The following is a 15,656-nucleotide window of genomic DNA, read 5'->3' on the forward strand; positions in this document are numbered from 1 at the left end:
TGTTCTCCTGTTGAACTGGTATGAAAACAGCCTAAGCGATAAACTAACTTTTAGTAAGTACTTACAGATTGGTTAGTTTGGAGAAGATGAGTTAAATGTCTGAAAAGTTGAGTGAAAAATTTACGCGCGGTGAGTTGCTTAACGTGAATTGCCCGTCACGCGACGTGTTGAAGCGCATTACCAGCCGCTGGAGCGTACTGATTTTGCTGGCGCTGCGCGAAGAAACCCTGCGTTTTAGCGAACTGCGCCGCAAGATTGGCGGCGTCAGCGAACGTATGCTGGCGCAGACGCTGCGCTATATGGAAGAGGATGGTTTTGTGGAACGCATTGCCTATGACGTGGTGCCACCGCACGTTGAGTATCGTTTGACGTCGTTAGGCCGCGAAGTGGAAGGGCAGGTGACCGGACTGGCGGATTGGCTGGAGAGCAATGTGCATCGGATTTTGAAGGCGCATTGAGAAGGGCCGCCATTTATGGCGACCGCCGCACCCTCAAGCGCGTAAATACTTCTCAAACCAACCCAGCGTGCGGCTCCATGCTAATTCGGCGGCGGTTTTGTCATAACGCGGCGTCGAATCATTGTGGAAGCCATGATTCACACCGGGATAAACATAGCCTTCATAGATTTTGTGATTGGCTTTCAACGCCTCTTCATAGGCTGGCCAACCTTCGTTGATGCCTTTATCCAGCGCGGCGTAGTGCAGCAACAGCGGCGCTTTGATGCGCGGCACATCTTCCGCTTTAGGCTGACGGCCGTAGAACGGTACCGCGCAGGCCAAATCAGGGAACGCGACGGCCGCCGCATTGGCTACGCCGCCGCCGTAGCAGAAGCCGGTGATACCCACTTTGCCGGTGCCCTCTTCGTGGTGCATCAGGAAATCAATCGCGGCGAAGAAGTCATTCATCAACTTGGTGGGGTCGACTTTGGCCTGCATCACTTTGCCTTCGTCATCGTTGCCCGGATAACCGCCCAGCGAGCTCAAACCATCTGGCGCCAGCGCGATGTAACCGGCTTTCGCTACCCGTCGCGCCACGTCTTCGATATAGGGATTGAGGCCACGATTCTCGTGCACCACTACCACCGCAGGCACTTTGCCGGATGCATTGGCCGGTCGCACCAGATAGCCGCGCACCTCGCCGTGACCTTGCGGTGACGGATAGTGAATGTATTCCGGTTTGATCGCCGGATCGGTAAATTCCACCTGCTGCGCCAGCGCATAATTGGGGCTCATGGCGCTGAGCAGCGTGGCGCCGGTCATGCCGGCGATGGTGAATTTCGCCGCCATCGCAATAAATTCACGTTTGCTGATTTTGCCGTGGGCGTAGTAATCGTAAAGCTCGAGCAGTTCCTGAGGGAAATCCTGTGCAGTAAGACGGGCCATAACCTCTCCTTCGCTGTTTAACTGGTTGATTACTGCTCTAAAAAAGCACAGCTTGTCGCCGCTGGCAAATACCATGCCGCAGCAGGTTAACGTCACTGCGTTTACATCACCTGTTTAATAAACAGCAGAAATATATCTTTTTGTTCTAAAAATATTAGCTTTTAATTAACAATTCTGATCATTCTGCGCTGTCCGGAAATATTTACATGCTCAACGTATTTACCGTAAATAACGCCATTTTTTCTTCGCACTAAAAAATAAATAAATGAAGTGCTTACCTGATAAGCACAGCGGGAATAGGCGGAAAACAATAACAATATTGTCACAATGAATGAGGGTGTTTAACCTTAACGTCGTGATTTTTAAAGTATTAGTTTCTGCTGAAAACAATGATCGAAATCAAAAAACACTGTTATAGTTTTACCGACTTCCCCTGTATCTTTTCGTTCGCACCACTTCCTTTTACATTGGCGCGACATTTCTTTAAGCACGGCGAAATAACCGCTGCGCTCTGCTTGTTAATTATAAGTAAAAATTCGGTGTAATTTGTGGCAATGAGGTAAGCAATGTTTGGATTAGACGCCTTTCATCTGGCCAGGATTCAGTTCGCATTTACTGTTTCCTTCCATATTATCTTTCCAGCCATCACCATCGGTCTCGCCAGTTTCCTGGCGGTGCTTGAAGGGATGTGGCTGAAAACCCGTAACGAGACCTATCGCGATCTCTACCATTTCTGGTCAAAAGCGTTTGCCGTTAACTTCGGCATGGGCGTGGTATCCGGATTGGTGATGGCGTACCAGTTCGGTACTAACTGGAGCGGTTTCTCACAGTTTGCTGGCAGTATCACCGGCCCGCTTCTCACCTATGAAGTGTTAACCGCCTTTTTCCTTGAAGCGGGCTTCCTTGGCGTGATGCTGTTTGGCTGGAACCGCGTCGGTCCAGGCTTGCACTTCTTTGCAACCTGCATGGTCGCGCTCGGCACCATCTTCTCCACCTTCTGGATTCTGGCGTCAAACAGCTGGATGCATACGCCGCAGGGCTACATCATCCAGAACGGCATCGTGGTTCCGGAAGATTGGCTGAAAATTATCTTCAACCCCTCGTTCCCTTATCGCTTGTTCCACATGTCGGTCGGTGCCTTCCTGGCCAGCGCCTTCTTTGTCGGCGCGTCGGGCGCATGGCATTTACTGCGCGGTAACGACAATCCAGCGATTCGTAAGATGTTCTCGATGGCGCTGTGGATGGCGCTGATCGTGGCACCGATTCAGGCGATGATCGGTGATGCGCACGGCCTGAACACCCTTGAGCATCAGCCTGCGAAAATCGCGGCAATTGAAGGACACTGGGAAAACAAGCCGGGTGAAGCCACGCCGCTGATTCTGTTCGGTGTGCCGGATATGGAGCAGGAGCGCACCAAGTACGCGCTGGAAATCCCGTACCTCGGCAGCCTGATTCTGACGCACAGCCTGGAGAAGCAAATCCCTGCGCTGAAGAGCTTCCCGAAAGAGGACCGTCCAAACTCCACCATTATCTTCTGGTCATTCCGCGTGATGGTGGCGCTGGGCCTGCTGATGATTACGCTCGGCGTGGTGTCTTTGTGGCTGCGTTTCAAAGGCCGTTTGTATCACTCGCGTCCGTTCCTGTGGTTCACGCTGCTGATGGGTCCATCGGGTTTGATCGCCATTCTGGCCGGTTGGTTTACCACCGAGATTGGGCGTCAGCCGTGGGTGGTATATGGCGTGCAGCGCACCATTGATGCGGTCTCGGCGCATGGTGATATGCACATGAGCATCAGCCTGCTGGCGTTCATTCTGGTCTACTCGTCGGTGTTTGGTGTCGGTTACCTCTACATGATGCGTCTGATCAAAGAGGGTCCGGTGACCGGCGAAGGTAAAGAGGTTGATCACGGTGGTCCGGGTCAGCATCACACGCCAGCGCGTCCGTTGTCGGCGGCCAAAACCCATAGCGAAAAGAGTGGGGAGCACTAAGATGATCGACTTTTCAATTATCTGGTTTGCCATCATCGTGTTTGGCACCTTGATGTACATCGTGATGGATGGTTTCGATCTCGGCATTGGCCTGCTGTTGCCGTTCAATAAAGATCCCATCGAACGCGACATGATGGTTAATACCGTTGCTCCGGTTTGGGATGGCAACGAAACCTGGCTGGTGCTGGGCGGCGCGGCGCTGTATGGCGCGTTCCCGCTGGCCTACTCGGTGCTGCTGGATGCATTGTCGATTCCTTTGACGGCGATGCTGATTGGCCTGATCTTCCGTGGCGTAGCGTTTGAGTTCCGCTTTAAAGCCACGCTAGAACACCGTGCGTTCTGGGATAAGTCATTCATTGCCGGTTCACTGCTGGCCACCTTCAGTCAGGGCGTGGCAGTGGGCGCTATCCTGAATGGTTTCCCGGTGGTTGGCCGTGAATATGCGGGTTCAGCGATGAGCTGGTTAGCGCCGTTCCCGCTGTTCTGCGGCGTCGGTCTGGTCATCGCCTATGCACTGCTGGGTTGTACCTGGCTGATCATGAAAACCGAACACGATCTGCACCGTAAGATGTCTGCGCTGGCGACGCCGCTGACGCTGACGTTGCTGCTGGTGGTGGGCATTATCAGTATCTGGACGCCGCTGACGCACGCGGATATCGCGCAGCGCTGGTTCTCGCGTCCGAACCTGTTCTGGTTCCTGCCGGTTCCGGTACTGGTGGTGCTGTGTTCGTGGGGGATTGTGCGCGCCATCAAACGTGAAGCGCATTACTCGCCGTTCATCCTGACATTGGCGCTGATTTTCCTTGGCTTCTCGGGCCTCGGTATCAGCATCTGGCCGAACATCATTCCACCGTCAATCACCATCTGGCAGGCGGCGTCTCCGGCGAGCAGCCAGGCGTTTATGTTGGTGGGCGGCCTGCTGATTATTCCGGTAATTCTGGGTTACACCTTCTGGAGTTACTACGTGTTCCGCGGAAAAATCAAAGCCGACGAAGGATACCATTGATATGAAAACCGAGGTCAGCAACATGAAAACTCACTCTGAAACGAAGATTCCGTGGTGGAAGCAGGTGATGTGGCTGGTAGTCATTTACGGCGCAAGCGTGCTGGCACTCGGTGTGGTGGCATCACTGTTTCGTATGATGATGACGGCAGCGGGCATGCGTTCGCACTGAGCCCGCGCACCGCTTCAATCTGTTGATATCACCGTAAGGTCGTCATTCGTGACGACCTTTTTCTTTTCGTGCGCGATAAAAACGTTAGTAACCTAAGCAATTAATGCTTTTCCCGTTGCGCTACCTTTACTCTTCCTTACGTTGGTAATACGTTTTTGTTATATTTATGTGACGAATAACGCAAATTCATGACGTTAACCACCTCATTCGACTATCAAAATCATGCTCAGCCTGAATGTAAAAAAACAGTACATCAACGATCTGGTGGACTGGATAGAAGCGAACCTGACCGACGAGCTCAACATCGATCTGATTACCCTGAAATCCGGTTACTCCAAATGGCACATGCAGCGCATGTTCAAAGAGATGACCGGACAAACGCTGGCGTCCTACACGCGCAAACGTCGTCTGACCATGGCGGCGATGGCGCTGCGTCTGACCAGCATGCCGCTGATCGATATTGCGGTGCGCTTTGGTTTTGATAATCAGCAGAATTTTACCCGTGTGTTCAAAAGTCACTTCTCAATGACGCCGGGTGCTTATCGTCGCATTCCGGAAATGCTGATGAAGGATTTCCACAGCCGCATCTCCACGCAGCGTGAGTGGGTCAATGCGCGTCTGGCGCAGAAGCCGGAGATTCAGCTGTGTGGCGAAGTGATTGAGTGGGAATGCCGCTTCGGGGAATACATCGATCATCAAAATCATGTGGTGGCGCAGCATACGCGCGATTTCATCGCTTTTGCCGGTCAGCATGTGAACCGCGGCTGGCTGGGCTTTCAGTTCAGTCCGGGCGTGCATTCTGCCGACCAGCAACACATCAGCCTGTTCCAGGCGCTGGAGAGTCAATACGCCGATGTGCTGCCGCGTAACGTGCAGAACTGGACCGGCGAGAGGGGTTTGTGTGCGGAGATTGACTGGCACGGCGCGCCGGAAGAGATCAACGCGTTCACCGCGGAGATTTACTACAACCACTTGCCAGCGCTGGGCGTGGCACGCCGTGCGGGTAAAGATTTGCTTAAGCTGGATTTGAAATACAGCACGCCCGATCTGCTGCAAGGCACCTTCTATATTCCGGTGACGGATAAGTAATGCATAATTCGTGCGGTAAACCGTGACAAACCGCACGATTTTATAAACTCACTGGTGTAATGAGCGTAAAATTCTTCATTGAAACCTGATTGGCCGCGTAAATCACCAGCCGCCACACATCAGGCTGGATAATCACCTGCATTTCTGGTCCATTCCGGGCCGCTATAGTGAACAGACAAAAAAATTATGCGACTTCTACCGTTGTTCCTCATGACAGCGCTTGTAGCGTTTTCTTCGCTGGCAAGTGCACAAATGGCTGAGCCTTTTTCACCGCCGGGCGGACTGCATCCGCATCAACCGCATTGTGCGCAGCATGAAATTCTGGGCGACAATGTGCTGCCGAAACATAGCCAGGATGATGGCAGTTTCGTGACCTGCGGCAATCGCCAGGCGTAATCCGCTTTTAAAATCCGTGACCGCTGCAATCTAAGCGCGGTCTCGGCAGTCAAACGCATTTATGTATTGCGTAATAAATTGCGCCGCTCCACTTCCTGCTTGTCATTTGCACCTTATCCCTCACTGCTCTTCATCGTAGCGGCGCGATTTATCGCGCTGTTTTGACATGCCAATCTTCCAATAGCATTTTTCGGCATTGCGTCGAAGATATATCATAACTATTCTCTCCCCATCAGATGAGAATGACTTTCACTATCTTTTAGGGAGACACCACTTGCAAACTCACCCTTCCGAACGCGCGCCACGTCGTGTGCGCAATGAACTGCGTTTCCGCCACATCAGCGTGGTCAGCAAGACGCTGATTGCCGGTGAATTCTGGCGCATTGTTTTCAACGGCAGCGATCTGGCCGGCTTCAACTCGCCATCGTTTGACGATCACATCAAAGTGTTCTTCCCGGAACATGCCGGTGCAGAGTTGGCGCTGCCGCAGATCACCGATGAAGGCATCGTTTGGCCGAATGGCGTGCGTCCTGCCGCGCGTGATTACACGCCGCTGGAATTTAACGGCGTCGATTCTCTGACCATCGATTTCTACATCCACGATGGCGGCGTTGCCAGCAGCTGGGCAAACCAAGCCAAAGTGGGCGATCAAATCGCGATGGGCGGCCCGCGCGGTTCATTGGTGATCCCGGCGGATTACGCCTGCCAGATTTACGTCTGTGATGAGACCGGTCTGCCCGCCTTTAAACGTCGTTACAGCGAAGTCCAGGCGCAGGAAATTCACCTGCTGGCCTATGCCGATGAAGCCACCGGCCGTGATTATCTCGGTGATCTGCCGAATGTGCAGGTGAGCTGGTTGGGAAGCGGCAGCATGCAGGCCGATAATCTGGCACCGATTAAGGCGCAGCTGGATAACATTGCGCTGCCCGCCACTGAATACTTCATCTGGCTGACAGGCGAGGGCGAAGCGGTGAAACGGCTGAGCGATTACTTCACCCAGGGACGCGGTGCACATACCGATTTCGTGCGCGCCGTAGCTTATTGGCATCAGAAATAACGCCAACGCCGCGCGCGCTGCCGCCTGTGTTGAATTTTGCCAGGTGGCAGACTACTATCAACCTCCCTTAATTAGCGCTCAGGAAGGCAATGAAACAGCAGCGGGATTTTCCATGGCAGTCCGATCACGCACAGCGCACCGTCTGTGCAGGCGCACGCAAGAAGCGTCGGGAGCGGATGCTGGATGCCAGCGATATCCGATTGTTAATGCTGCACTTTCTCGCCATCAGCTCTGCGCACGGGTATGAGCTGATCAAATCGGTTGAAGAGCTCTCCAAAGGGGAATATTCACCCAGCCCCGGCATTATCTATCCCAACCTGACGCTGCTCGAAGAGATGGATGCGATTCGCGTGGTCGATGCGCAGGCATCGCGTAAAGCCTATGCGCTGAATGAAGGCGGCGAGGCGCTGCTGGCGGAGAATCGTGACAACGTGAATGCGATTATCGAGCGATTAACCTCGCTGGCGATTTTGGTGAATAACCGCAGCATTCCGCAGGTCGAACAGGCGATTCATCTGATCAAACACACCTTGAATCATCGTCTGGCGCAGGAAGAGATTTCGGATGAGGCGCTGGAGATCGTGATCAGCGCGCTGCAGGAAGCGGCGGAAAAAATCGCTAAAAGTTAGCAGGTCGCCATGAATGACGACCTTAGGTGCGTGTACATCCGTTTATTCCGATAACGCACGAACCCCAAATCAACTCTTCTTCTTATCCACATGCCCCAACGCGCGATCTGGCCAGCAGAGGTCGCGCACGCGCTGCTTCAGCGCTGCCGCATCCGGGAATCCGCCTTCCTGCTTACGCTCCCAAATCACCTGACCATCAATGGTAATCTCAAACACGCCGCCGGTTCCCGGCTGTAGCGTTACCGCGCTTAAATCCTCGGCAAAGGTATGCAGCAACTCCTGCGCCATCCAGGCGGAACGCAGCAGCCAGTTACATTGTGTGCAGTAATGAATGGTAATCGCTGGTTTCTGTGACATAACGTGTCTCATTTAGATAATGAAGTTAACAAAATGTGCGGTCCAAGATACATCTTAGCTTACTGCTAGTTGATAATGATTACCACTTGCATTACATTCCTTTCGACATCATTTATTACAAAAAATAAGTCCATAATTTTTACGGTCTTTTAACCAAGGTCCGTACTTTCCGGCAGCAAGCAAGTGAGCGAATACTAACAATTAACCAGGTATTTCGCGCATGTCTTCACTCTTTCAGGGAACAGCCCAGCAACGTCTTTTCAAAGTTGCCATCTTATCTTCAGCTATTCATGCCGCTTGCAGCTTTGCCGCCAGCTATAGCACCAGCAATGAACCGGTTCTCACCGTCACCGCGCCAAAACAGCAGGCCGGCAATAAAACCACCATCACAGCACAAGAGCTGCAAAAACGCGGTGCGAACGATTTCGGTTCGATCATGCGTTATGAGCCGCTGATCAGCGCCACCGGATCCAGCGGCGGATCCTCTGCCGGTAAAAGCGGTTTCGACCGCGCGGGTTACACCGGTTACAACATTCGTGGTCTGGAGAGTAATCGCGTCGGCATGGATATCGACGGCATTCCGATTCCGGATGCCACCGGCCGCCCTTACGTCAGCCGCACCGGCAACAACACCTTTGGTATTGGCCGCGATTACATCGATCCCTACCTGTTCGGCAGCGTTGATATTGAGAAGGGCGCCACGGCGGTGGATCAGCCGAATACCTCGATTGGCGGTAACGTCTCGTTCCACAATAAAACCGCTGACGATTACCTTAGCAGCGATAAAAATAGTTACTTCGGTTACCAGAGCGATTACGACTCATCGAATCGCAGCTGGCACAACGGCATCACCGCCGCTGCTGGCGATGACGAGCTGCGCGGCCTGTTTGTTTACAGCCGTCGCGACGGCCAGGAAACCCGCAACAACAGCGACGTGAAACAGGCTTATCCGGCCAACTGGCACTCTGACGCCTTTATGACATCCGGGATCTGGCAGCCGAATGATCAGCACAAGCTGAGCGCCACCTTTGATTACTACCACAAAACCAACCACAGCCATTACGATACCTGGGACACCAGCGGCAACACCGTTTGGGGCACCGCGCAGCAGCAGAGCGATACGCGCCGTTGGGGCATCAATCTGGCGGATGAGTGGACGCCGTATAACGACTTTATCGATACGCTGACCACGCGCCTTTACTGGCAGCAAACTCAGGCGCACGACAATACCTATCTGCCGACCAGCGCCAGCCAGTACGGCTTTGTCTATTCCGATTTCAACGTCGATAGCTATGGCTTCGACACGCGCGGCACCAAAACGCTGGGCCGCCACGAGCTGAGTGCCGGCGTCAATGCGCGCCTCGACAACAGCGAGCGTCCGTTCCGCCAGGAGCCAGCGCCGAGCGCCTTTAGCGCCATCACCCAACCGCAGTCTGACAGCCGCACTTTTGCGGTGGCAGGATACCTGCAAGATAAGATCAATTTCGATCTAGATAGCCACAACTTCGCGGTCATCCCCGGCGTGCGCGTGATGTATCAAAGCACTAAGCCGAAAAATCTCGGCGATCTCACCACCGGCAGCACGGTGCTGACCGAAGAGCAGGTTGATGCGCTGTACGGCAAAACCAATTCCGATACGCAGGTGCTGCCATCGCTGACCTTCCAGTACGACTTAACGCCAGCGCTGACCACCTATCTGCAATACAAACGCGGCGTGCAGTTCCCCACCACCAGCCAGCTGTATGGTTCATGGAACCTGGGTTCCAGCTATGCGGGTAGCGCGCAGTATGCGCTGATTGGTAACACCGATCTGAAAACCGAAACCAGCAACAACTTCGAGTGGGGCCTGAAAGGTCAGGCGACTGAAGGCGTAACGGTCAACACCTCGGTGTTCTACAACCAGTACAAAAATTTCATCGCCTACACCCGCTATCGCCGCGCCACCAATCCGGAGATGTTCGTCAACGTCCCGAGCAACATCTACACCAGCTATCAGGCTGAAAACCGCGATAAGGCCTACATTTATGGTGCTGAGATATCCACCAAAGTGAATTACGGCACTTGGTTCCCGCAGGTCGATGGCCTGAGCAGCACCTTTGCGCTGGGCTATAACGAAGGTAAATCCAAGTCCAGCTACGCCGGTGACAAGTACATCGATCTTGATAGCGTCGCGCCATTGAAAGCGATTGTTGGCCTGGCGTGGGATGACAAAGCGCGCGGCTACGGCGCAGCGCTGACCGCCACCTTCGTGAAAGGCAAGCAGGCTACGGCGACCAACCGCGAAAGCTACACCAACACCGGCACGGCGATCACTGATTCCACCACGGAATATATGCGCGTGCCGGGTTACGGCATGGTGGATGCAACGGCTTACTGGCAGGCGACGAAAAACGTCAAGCTGAGCGGCGGTATCTACAACATTACCGATCGCAAATACTGGGATTACACCAGCAGCCGCACGCTGACCAGCAGCAACGCCCAGGAACGCAACGACATCAACCTGGCGGTGATGCCAGGCCGCACCTTCCAGTTGGGTGTGAACGTCGATTTCTAATCCCTTTTCGCCCTGCGGCAGCGCAGGGCATTTTCATGGAGCAAGGCAATGAACTCACGTTACGATCACTATCTGGCGCTGAAAGGCGAGCATCCGAAAAAGTACGCGCGCGATCTCGCCGCGCTGATGGGCATTGGCGAAGCGCAGCTGTGTGAAGCGCGTGTCGGCCAGGATGCAAAGGCGTTAAAAGCTGATTTCCCTGCGCTGCTGGCAGCACTGGCGGCGGTGGGTGAAACCAAAAGCATCACCCGCAATGCATATGCGGTTCACGAGCAGGTGGGCAAATATGAAAACCTGCACCTCGGCGAACACGCCGGACTAATTCTCAACCCGCGCGCGCTCGATCAGCGTCTGTTCCCGCATCAGTGGCACAGCGCGTTCTTCCTGCGTGAGCAGAGCGCCCACGGTGAACGTCAAAGCATCCAGATTTTTGATCGCCACGCTGATGCGGTGCTGAAAATCTACACCACTGAAAATACCGATCGCGCCGCGTGGGATGCGCTGATTTCGGCGTTTGTGCTGGAAAACGCGGCGGCGTTAGATCCGCAGCCCGCCAGCGCGCCGCAATACAGAGGTACGGTTGATGCCAGCAAAGTGGAAGCCGAATGGCGCGCCATCACCGATGTGCATCAGTTCTTTGGTCTGCTGAAGCGCCACAACATCTCGCGCCCGCAGGCGTTTCGCGCGGTGGCGGACGATCTGGCGCGTCAGGTGAGTAATGACTCGCTGGCGCAGCTGCTGGATCTGGCGCAGCAGGATGGCAATGAAATCATGATTTTTATCGGCAACCGTGGCTGCACGCAGATCTTCACCGGCGCGGTGCAGAAGCTGATGCCGATGGATAACTGGATCAACATTTTCAATCCCACCTTCACGTTGCATTTAATGGCGGATCACATCAGCGAAAGCTGGGTAACGCGCAAACCGAGCGGCGACGGCTTCGTCACCAGCCTGGAACTGTTTGCCGCCGACGGCACGCAGATCGCGCAGTTGTACGGTCAGCGCAGCGAAGGCACGCCGGAGCAGGCGCGCTGGCGCGAGCAGGTGATGTCGCTGGAGGCGTTAGCATGAGAAAACTTCTGTTGCTGCTGACTGCGCTGGCGCTGCCCGCTGTTGCGGCCGAGCGGGTGATCTCGATTGGCGGTGACGTCACGCAAATTATCTATGCCTTGGATGCGCAGCAGGATCTGGTAGCGCGTGACAGCACCAGTCAGCATCCGGCGCAGGCCAACAAGCTGCCGAATGTTGGTTATATGCGGCAGTTGAATGCCGAAGGGATTCTGGCGCTGAAACCGACGCTGGTGCTGAGCAGCGAGCTGGCAAAACCGTCGCTGGTGCTGCAGCAAGTGGCGCAAGCTGGCGTAAAAGTGGTGGATGTCACCGGCAAAAACAGCCTCGACGCCATCGCGGAAAAAATCGCTACCATCGGCAAGGCGCTGCATCGTGAAGAGGAAGCCAACGCGCTGATCGAGAAGGTCAACAAGCAGCGCGCGCAGATCCCACAAAAACCGTTGCCGATCAAAGTGCTGTTTATCATGGCGCACGGCGGCATGCGCACTCAGGCGGCGGGCGCACAAACTGGCGCGGACGGCGCGATTCGCAGCGCGGGTCTGATCAATGCGATGGCGGCGGTGCCGCACTATCAGCAGCTGTCGCAGGAAGGCGTGGTTGCGGCGGCACCGGATTTGATCGTGGTGGGTGAAGATGGCCTGCGTACGTTGGGCGGCGAAGAGAAAGTGTGGTCGCTGCCAGGTTTGGCACTGACGCCAGCCGGTCAGCATCGCGCGTTGTTGGTGGTGGATGAGATGGCGCTGCTGAGCTTTGGCCTTGATACGCCGGGCGCGATTATCAAACTGCGCCACGCAGCCGAAGCGGCTTCCCCGTCATACTTCAAGCCGCAGGCGCGTTAGCTGCGTGTTCTCACCCCAGTCACTTACTTGTGTAAGCTCCTGGGGATTCGAACACTTGCTGCCTTCCTGCACCTTGAATTATTTAGGGGAAAAATATGGCAACTACATCCGTGATGCGCTGGCTCGGTTTGATGGCCATCAGCACGCTGATATTAATGCTGATGGCGGCCAACTTCGGCGCGATGCCGCTTTCAATGCGCACTTTGTTGCGTGCGCCGCTCAGCGATATGGCGTGGCAAATCTGGATCAACATCCGCCTGCCGCGCGTGCTGCTGGCGGTGCTGCTCGGCATGGCGCTGGCGGTGTCCGGCGCGGTGATGCAGGGATTGTTTCGCAATCCTCTGGCCGATCCCGGTTTGCTCGGCATCAGCAGCGGAGCGGGTTTAGCGGTGGCGATATCGATCGTTATCCCGCTCGGCTTGCCGCCGCTGCTGGCGCTGTGGCTGCCAACACTCGCCGCCTTTATGGGCAGTTTGGTGGTGACGCTGCTGATCTTCAGCTTTAGCCGTCTGGCGCTAGGCAATTTGTCGCGCTTGCTGCTGGTTGGTATCGCCATCAACGCCTTATGCGGCGCGGCGGTCGGCGTGCTGTCGTGGCTGAGTAACGATCAGCAGTTGCGTCAGCTGGCGCTGTGGGGCATGGGCAGTTTGAGTGCGGCGCAGTGGCCGAGCCTGGCGGTGTGCGCGGTGCTGATTCTGCCGGCGCTGATAGCGATTCAGCTGCGCGCGCGTCGTCTCAATTTGCTGCAGCTCGGCGAAGAGGATGCACATTACATGGGCATCGACGTTAAGCGCACGCAGCGTCAGCTGCTGGTGTTGAGCGCGTTGCTGGTAGGCACCGCCGTGGCGGTGAGTGGCATTATCGGCTTTGTCGGTTTAGTGGTGCCGCACCTGATGCGTTTCTGTCTCGGCAGCGATCATCGCTGGATGCTGCCCGGTTCGGCGCTGGCGGGCGCGATTTTGCTGCTGCTGGCCGATACGCTGGCGCGCACCGTGGTGGTGCCGGCGGAAATGCCGGTGGGCCTGTTAACCAGCCTGCTGGGCGGCCCGTGGTTTCTCTGGCTGATTCTGCGTGAGCAAAGGGGGATGAATGAATGACTGCATGCAGGCGCGCGGGCTGCGATTTAGCCACGGCTCACGCGCGTTGATCGACGACGTTTCCCTGACTTTGCAGCCTGGCGAAATGATCGCCCTGATCGGCCCCAACGGCGCGGGGAAATCCACGCTGCTGCGCTTGCTGACCGGCTTTCTCACGCCGCAAGCGGGCGAGTGCTGGCTCGGCGATCGTCCGCTAAACAGTTGGCCGCGCGAACCGCTGGCGCAGCGCCGCGCGGTGATGCGTCAGCAAAATAGCGTCAGTTTTCCGCTGCCCGCTGCCGATGTGGTGGCGATGGGCCGCGCGCCCTGGCCGCGCGCTCAATCCAAAGCGGTGATTGACGAGGTGATGCACATTACCGGCAGCCTTGAGCTGGCACAGCGCGACTATCGATTGCTTTCCGGTGGGGAACAGCAGCGCGTACAGCTGGCGCGCGTGCTGGCTCAGCTGTGGCACGATGACGGGCCACGCGGCTGGCTGTTTCTCGACGAACCCACTTCCGCGCTGGATCTGTTCTGGCAGCAGCACAGTTTGCGTTTGCTGCATCGCCTGACGCGCAACGGACGCTTCAGCGTCTGCACCGTGCTGCACGATCTTAACCTCGCGTCGCTGTGGTCGGATCGCGTGCTGTTACTGCATCAGGGCAAGCTGGTGGCGGAAGGCGCACCCAATGAGGTGATGACCGAACACACGCTGACGCGCTGGTATCAGGCGGAGTTGGATGTGGTGATGCAAGATGAGAAGGGCAGACCGCAGATTCAACTGCGTGCCTGAAACCGTAGCGGCGCGATTTATCGCGCTCTGTGAAAAGACGCGCCATAAATTGCGCCGCTACGTAATGTGCGATTATCTGCAATCGACGATCAATCTGCCGCGTACTTTACCGGCCAGCAGCTGCTCGGCACCTTCGCGCGCTTCGCTCAGCGGAATCACCTTGGTTAACTGCTGTAGCAGGTCGCCATCCACCAGTTCCGCCAGGCGCTGCCACGCCTGCTGCCGCAGCGGTTTTGCACACATCACGCTATCCACGCCCGCCAGCACCACGCCGCGCAGTATGAACGGCGCGACGCTGGTCGGCAGATCCAAACCTTGCGCCATGCCGCACGCGGCTACCACGCCATCGCGCTTGATGCCCGCTAACACATTGGCCAGCGTGTGGCTGCCGACGCTATCAATCGCCGCCGCCCAGCGCTCTTTCGCCAGCGGTTTGCCCGGCTCGCTCAGCTCTGCGCGATCAATAATCGAGGTCGCGCCCAGCGTGTTAATCAGGTAATCGCTGTCGCTGGCGCGACCGCTGGAAGCAATAACCTCATAGCCGAGACGTGCCAATAGGCTAACGGCAAAGCTGCCAACGCCGCCACTCGCGCCAGTGACTAAAACCGGGCCATGCTGCGGCGTGATGCCCTGTTTTTCCAGCGCCAGCACGCACAACATGGCGGTGAAGCCCGCGGTGCCAATTGCCATGGTTTGTAGCGGGCTCAGTGCGGCCGGCACTTGTACCAGCCAGTCGCCCGAGACGCTGGCTTTCTGCGCCAGTCCGCCCCAATGCTTTTCGCCTACGCCCCAGCCGGTGAGCAGCGCCACATCGTCCTGCTGCCATTCGGCATGGCGGCTGCTGATCACCCGACCAACGAAGTCGATGCCCGGCACCATCGGGAATTGCCGCACAATCGGGCCTTTGTTGCAGATGGCGAGCGCGTCTTTGTAGTTGAGCGTGGAGTAGCTTACTTCGAGGGTGACATCCTGATCGGGCAGTTGTTTTTCTGACAGATCTTTCAGGGATGTGCGATATCCCTGTTCATCATTTTCAATGACCAATGCCTTGAACATGCAGCCTCCGGCTGGTTGAGGAAAGTGGGGGTATAGTACTCCTTTTTTGCCCTCACCCTAACCCTCTCCTGTACAGTCCGGGGACATGGTAGACAGGTGTTCGGGGACATGGTGAACACTTTTTAACATCCTTTACCCATGGTGATCGACTTTTTCTTCAGGTCGATCACCCCCACTTTTGTGCTGTACCACCA

17 protein-coding genes and 1 pseudogene are annotated in these 15,656 nt (G+C 55.8%); 13 read left to right on the plus strand and 5 right to left on the minus strand.

Annotation, left to right across the window (positions count from 1 at the left end; genetic code table 11):
• Positions 1 to 95: 95 nt before the first annotated feature.
• Positions 96 to 458: a helix-turn-helix domain-containing protein gene (locus ACFQW4_RS17490; RefSeq protein ID WP_101761882.1), complete on the plus strand. Its 363-nt coding sequence runs from the start codon at positions 96 to 98 to the stop codon at positions 456 to 458.
• Between the two features lie 33 nt (positions 459 to 491).
• Here the strand turns inward: ACFQW4_RS17490 and yghX are convergent, their stop codons facing one another.
• Positions 492 to 1,382: a YghX family hydrolase gene (gene yghX / locus ACFQW4_RS17495; RefSeq protein ID WP_354467354.1), complete on the minus strand. Its 891-nt coding sequence runs from the start codon at positions 1,380 to 1,382 to the stop codon at positions 492 to 494.
• Between the two features lie 566 nt (positions 1,383 to 1,948).
• On the opposite strand from yghX, the gene ACFQW4_RS17500 reads away from it, so the two are divergent.
• The 4 genes from ACFQW4_RS17500 to ACFQW4_RS17515 all read left to right on the plus strand — a co-directional run bounded on the left by ACFQW4_RS17500 (position 1,949) and on the right by ACFQW4_RS17515 (position 5,634).
• On the plus strand, positions 1,949 to 3,370 hold the full coding sequence (locus ACFQW4_RS17500) for a cytochrome ubiquinol oxidase subunit I (protein WP_101761884.1): 1,422 nt from the start codon (positions 1,949 to 1,951) through the stop codon (positions 3,368 to 3,370).
• Position 3,371: 1 nt separating this feature from the next.
• Positions 3,372 to 4,376: a cytochrome d ubiquinol oxidase subunit II gene (cydB, locus tag ACFQW4_RS17505; protein ID WP_064738586.1), complete on the plus strand. Its 1,005-nt coding sequence runs from the start codon at positions 3,372 to 3,374 to the stop codon at positions 4,374 to 4,376.
• 1 nt (position 4,377) lies between these two features.
• On the plus strand, positions 4,378 to 4,545 hold the full coding sequence (locus tag ACFQW4_RS17510) for a DUF2474 domain-containing protein (RefSeq protein ID WP_101761885.1): 168 nt from the start codon (positions 4,378 to 4,380) through the stop codon (positions 4,543 to 4,545).
• Between the two features lie 222 nt (positions 4,546 to 4,767).
• A complete protein-coding gene (locus tag ACFQW4_RS17515; protein ID WP_192412078.1) occupies positions 4,768 to 5,634 on the plus strand; it encodes a helix-turn-helix domain-containing protein in 867 nt (288 codons plus the stop codon).
• Positions 5,635 to 5,829: 195 nt separating this feature from the next.
• On the opposite strand, the gene ACFQW4_RS17520 is transcribed toward ACFQW4_RS17515, so the two are convergent.
• The gene (locus ACFQW4_RS17520) at positions 5,830 to 5,886 is read right to left on the minus strand and encodes an SEC-C metal-binding domain-containing protein (RefSeq protein ID WP_137386906.1); all 57 of its coding nucleotides are present in this window, start codon (positions 5,884 to 5,886) and stop codon (positions 5,830 to 5,832) included.
• Between ACFQW4_RS17520 and ACFQW4_RS17525 the strand changes: the two genes are divergently transcribed.
• The 3 genes from ACFQW4_RS17525 (at position 5,887) to ACFQW4_RS17535 (ending at position 7,716) form a co-directional block, all read left to right on the plus strand.
• Complete coding sequence (locus tag ACFQW4_RS17525) at positions 5,887 to 6,030, plus strand: hypothetical protein (RefSeq protein WP_167391184.1); 144 nt, start codon at positions 5,887 to 5,889, stop codon at positions 6,028 to 6,030.
• A 274-nt stretch (positions 6,031 to 6,304) separates the two neighbouring features.
• Positions 6,305 to 7,087: a siderophore-interacting protein gene (locus tag ACFQW4_RS17530; protein WP_377726404.1), complete on the plus strand. Its 783-nt coding sequence runs from the start codon at positions 6,305 to 6,307 to the stop codon at positions 7,085 to 7,087.
• A gap of 89 nt (positions 7,088 to 7,176) precedes the next feature.
• Positions 7,177 to 7,716, plus strand: coding sequence for a PadR family transcriptional regulator (locus tag ACFQW4_RS17535; RefSeq protein WP_137386436.1), 540 nt, complete (start codon positions 7,177 to 7,179; stop codon positions 7,714 to 7,716).
• 69 nt (positions 7,717 to 7,785) lie between these two features.
• Here ACFQW4_RS17535 and ACFQW4_RS17540 read toward each other — a convergent pair whose 3' ends face one another.
• Positions 7,786 to 8,073, minus strand: coding sequence for a SelT/SelW/SelH family protein (locus tag ACFQW4_RS17540; RefSeq protein ID WP_101761890.1), 288 nt, complete (start codon positions 8,071 to 8,073; stop codon positions 7,786 to 7,788).
• A 331-nt stretch (positions 8,074 to 8,404) separates the two neighbouring features.
• On the opposite strand from ACFQW4_RS17540, the pseudogene ACFQW4_RS17545 reads away from it, so the two are divergent.
• From ACFQW4_RS17545 to ACFQW4_RS17565, 5 genes and pseudogenes are all read left to right on the plus strand, one after another.
• Positions 8,405 to 10,627: pseudogene (locus ACFQW4_RS17545) on the plus strand (TonB-dependent receptor domain-containing protein); the annotation flags it as partial.
• A gap of 48 nt (positions 10,628 to 10,675) precedes the next feature.
• Positions 10,676 to 11,698, plus strand: a complete 1,023-nt coding sequence (locus ACFQW4_RS17550) for a hemin-degrading factor (protein ID WP_377726407.1) — start codon at positions 10,676 to 10,678, stop codon at positions 11,696 to 11,698.
• On the plus strand, positions 11,695 to 12,537 hold the full coding sequence (locus tag ACFQW4_RS17555) for a hemin ABC transporter substrate-binding protein (protein ID WP_354467344.1): 843 nt from the start codon (positions 11,695 to 11,697) through the stop codon (positions 12,535 to 12,537). The genes ACFQW4_RS17550 and ACFQW4_RS17555 overlap by 4 nt, the downstream gene beginning before the upstream one ends.
• 95 nt (positions 12,538 to 12,632) lie before the next feature.
• Entirely contained in the window at positions 12,633 to 13,634 is a 1,002-nt protein-coding gene (locus ACFQW4_RS17560; protein WP_377726409.1) for a FecCD family ABC transporter permease, read from the plus strand.
• Positions 13,627 to 14,406 carry a heme ABC transporter ATP-binding protein gene (locus ACFQW4_RS17565; RefSeq protein ID WP_377726411.1) on the plus strand — a complete coding sequence of 260 codons (780 nt, stop codon included), beginning with the start codon at positions 13,627 to 13,629 and terminating at the stop codon, positions 14,404 to 14,406. The genes ACFQW4_RS17560 and ACFQW4_RS17565 overlap by 8 nt, the downstream gene beginning before the upstream one ends.
• Positions 14,407 to 14,478: 72 nt before the next feature.
• Here the strand turns inward: ACFQW4_RS17565 and ACFQW4_RS17570 are convergent, their stop codons facing one another.
• Positions 14,479 to 15,462: an MDR family oxidoreductase gene (locus tag ACFQW4_RS17570; RefSeq protein ID WP_377726413.1), complete on the minus strand. Its 984-nt coding sequence runs from the start codon at positions 15,460 to 15,462 to the stop codon at positions 14,479 to 14,481.
• A 122-nt stretch (positions 15,463 to 15,584) separates the two neighbouring features.
• Positions 15,585 to 15,656 (minus strand): hypothetical protein (locus ACFQW4_RS17575; RefSeq protein WP_225614602.1); only part of this gene is annotated, 72 nt, incomplete at its 5' end.

The organism is Pantoea sp. GCM10028869 (assembly GCF_042666835.1).
Taxonomy (GTDB): Bacteria; Pseudomonadota; Gammaproteobacteria; order Enterobacterales; family Enterobacteriaceae; genus Pantoea; species Pantoea leporis.

Coding starts and splice junctions, on each gene's coding strand:
- ACFQW4_RS17500 (WP_101761884.1), top strand. CDS start 1,949: ATGTTTGGATTAGACGCCTTTCATCTGGCCAGGATTCAGTTCGCATTT.
- ACFQW4_RS17570 (WP_377726413.1), bottom strand. CDS start 15,462: ATGTTCAAGGCATTGGTCATTGAAAATGATGAACAGGGATATCGCACA.
- cydB (WP_064738586.1), top strand. CDS start 3,372: ATGATCGACTTTTCAATTATCTGGTTTGCCATCATCGTGTTTGGCACC.
- ACFQW4_RS17490 (WP_101761882.1), top strand. CDS start 96: ATGTCTGAAAAGTTGAGTGAAAAATTTACGCGCGGTGAGTTGCTTAAC.
- yghX (WP_354467354.1), bottom strand. CDS start 1,382: ATGGCCCGTCTTACTGCACAGGATTTCCCTCAGGAACTGCTCGAGCTT.
- ACFQW4_RS17525 (WP_167391184.1), top strand. CDS start 5,887: ATGGCTGAGCCTTTTTCACCGCCGGGCGGACTGCATCCGCATCAACCG.
- ACFQW4_RS17560 (WP_377726409.1), top strand. CDS start 12,633: ATGGCAACTACATCCGTGATGCGCTGGCTCGGTTTGATGGCCATCAGC.
- ACFQW4_RS17565 (WP_377726411.1), top strand. CDS start 13,627: ATGAATGACTGCATGCAGGCGCGCGGGCTGCGATTTAGCCACGGCTCA.
- ACFQW4_RS17550 (WP_377726407.1), top strand. CDS start 10,676: ATGAACTCACGTTACGATCACTATCTGGCGCTGAAAGGCGAGCATCCG.
- ACFQW4_RS17540 (WP_101761890.1), bottom strand. CDS start 8,073: ATGTCACAGAAACCAGCGATTACCATTCATTACTGCACACAATGTAAC.
- ACFQW4_RS17555 (WP_354467344.1), top strand. CDS start 11,695: ATGAGAAAACTTCTGTTGCTGCTGACTGCGCTGGCGCTGCCCGCTGTT.
- ACFQW4_RS17515 (WP_192412078.1), top strand. CDS start 4,768: ATGCTCAGCCTGAATGTAAAAAAACAGTACATCAACGATCTGGTGGAC.
- ACFQW4_RS17510 (WP_101761885.1), top strand. CDS start 4,378: ATGAAAACCGAGGTCAGCAACATGAAAACTCACTCTGAAACGAAGATT.
- ACFQW4_RS17535 (WP_137386436.1), top strand. CDS start 7,177: ATGAAACAGCAGCGGGATTTTCCATGGCAGTCCGATCACGCACAGCGC.